Below are 2,506 nucleotides of genomic sequence, written 5' to 3' on the forward strand. Positions count from 1 at the left end.
CCGATGAACTCGCCGGAAGTACGCGAAAGTGTCTGGGATGAAGTCACGAAGATCGCCGATCAACACAACACTCCCGGTGAGTTCACTGCCTTCATCGGCTGGGAGTGGACATCACTGCCGGAAAGCCGAAACCTCCATCGAATCGTGTTCATGGACAAAGACTCGGAGACCGCGACCAAATTCCTGCCCTACAGCTCACTCGATTCGACCCGGCCGCGCGATCTTTACAACTGGATGGCCAAGACGTCGAAAGCGGTTGGCACCGATTTCGTCGCAATCTCACACAACATGAACCTGTCGGGCGGCACGATGTTCCCGTTGATCGACGAGTACGGCAACCCGGTGAACGCGGAATACGGACAGCTGCGCGGTCGCTGGGAACCCGTCGTCGAAATGACTCAATACAAGGGTGATTCCGAGGCTCACCCCGAGCTTTCGCCGAACGATCCGTTTGCAGATTTCGAAACCTATGAGCACGCACTGGGTGCCGGCGGCGAAGCGCCTGATCCAGAGGCCGGTGATTACATCCGCACCGCCCTGATGCGCGGCCTGCAGATGGAGAACCTGACGGGTGTGAACCCGTACCAGTTCGGGCTCTCAGGCGCTACGGACAGCCATACCGGCTTTTCCGCGGCCGAAGAAGACAACTTCCTGGGCAAATACGCGCTGGACAGCATTCCGGCCAACGGCAGCAAAGAGACAGTTCCGGGGGCGATTGGCTGGGATGCGGCCGCAGCAGGCCTTACGGCCGTGTGGGCGACCGAGAATACCCGTCGCTCGATCATGGATGCCTTTCAGCGGAGAGAGGTCTACGCGACGACCGGTCCTCGCATAACTCTGCGATTCTTCGGCGGTTTCGATATCCGGCGCCGTCATGCCCGAGCGGCGGACATCGCTGCTGTTGGTTATGAGAATGGCGTGCCAATGGGTGCCATGTTGGCGGGGTCCAAGGACGGCGACGCGCCGAGCTTCCTCATCCATGCCGCCAAAGACCCCGTTGGCGCTAATCTCGATCGCGTTCAAGTCGTGAGGGGTACCCTGAATGCCGACGGTTCCGTCTCAGAGCAGGTCTTTGACGTGGCCCTCGCGGACGGACGAACGGACGGGTCGGTACTGGTCGGCAACACGGTCAACATCGAAACCGGAAAATACACCAACGACATCGGCGACCCTGAGCTCGTAACGGTTTGGAGCGATCCGGACTTCGATCCAAGCCTGTCGGCTTTCTATTACGTTCGCGTTCTGCAGATCCCGACGCCGCGTCACTCGCTTCTGGACGCCATTGCACTGCAGATCGATCCGTCTGAAGTGGGCCATCACCCGGCTACAATCCAGGAACGCGCCTACTCGTCGCCGATCTGGTACACCCCGCATGAGTCGCAGCGTGCTGCGGTGACTCCGCTGAAAATCGTTACGACAAAGGTCCTGACCGTGGACGAGGTCCTCGCACAAGGGTTTAGGAAAATGACCAGCACGGACCTTGGAACACTGATTGGCAAGCCCATTGTCCTTGCAAACGTCGTCAGCAACGAGGAATACCGCGGTGTGTTTACCAAGGAAGGCGGACGCTCCCTTGAGAAGGTCGATATGGATCCCGAGCAGACCACCCAGGCGCTGTACCACGGTGGCCATATGCACATCGAAGACCTGTTGCTCGGAGCCACCGGGTACGAAATCGTCGATGACACCGTTGTCAGCTCTGATGGCCTCCGTACCGTCGTTTCGACGCTGTACACCGATGGTGAGACGATCTATGCGGCTCGCGACATCGACAAGGGCAAAGTGATGTTCGAGGTTCGCTCGGAATAACACTCATGGTGGACGCGGCCAAGCGCGGCCGCGTCCCCTCCAACAATCAATTGAGATAAGCAATGCGGTTTTTATTGCGAGAACCCCTGGTGCATTTTCTTGCGCTGACGGGGCTCCTGTTCTTGTTGCACAATGCAGTCGTCGGTGAGGATGCGACGTTGGACAACGAGCGCCGTATCGTCGTCGATCGCGATGCGTTGCTCACCTTCATTCAGTATCGCACCAGGGAGTTCGAGCTGGAGCAGGCCGAGGCTGAGCTCGCCGGGCTGACCGAGGCGGAGCTGCAGCAAGTAATCGACAGTTACGTGTCCGAGCAGGCACTCGCGCGTGAAGCAAGGGCTCTGGGACTCGACCGGACCGACTACATCATTACGCGCCGGCTGGTTCAGAGCCTCGAATTCATCGCCCGCGGGATGGCCGACGCGGACTCCGAACCGACCACGGAAGAGATAACGGCCTACTACTCGGCGAACCCCGAGGAGTTCTTCGTCAAACCGCGTGTCAGTTTTGCCCATGTGTTCTTTTCGGGTGAGGATCGCGGGTCGGACGAAGCGATGTCCCTTGCACAGTCGGCGCTTGAGAAGCTCCGGGCCGAGGACATTGCAATCTCAGACGGGGCGCGCTTCGGCGAACGGTTCCTTTATGGAGCCAACTTCGTCAATCGGTCCGGCGGGTATATCGTTAAGCAATTCGGGTT

The 2,506-nt window shown here is 59.1% G+C and carries 2 protein-coding genes; both read left to right on the top strand.

Annotated features, from left to right (window positions below; translation table 11 throughout):
- On the top strand, positions 1–1,809 hold a 1,809-nt coding region (locus tag HKN37_10610), incomplete at its 5' end, for a DUF3604 domain-containing protein (GenBank protein NNE47099.1).
- A gap of 62 nt (positions 1,810–1,871) precedes the next feature.
- A partial coding sequence (locus HKN37_10615) for a hypothetical protein (GenBank protein ID NNE47100.1) occupies positions 1,872–2,506 on the top strand: 635 nt, incomplete at its 3' end.

It is taken from the genome of Rhodothermales bacterium (assembly GCA_013002345.1).
Classification (GTDB): Bacteria; Bacteroidota; Rhodothermia; order Rhodothermales; family JABDKH01; genus JABDKH01.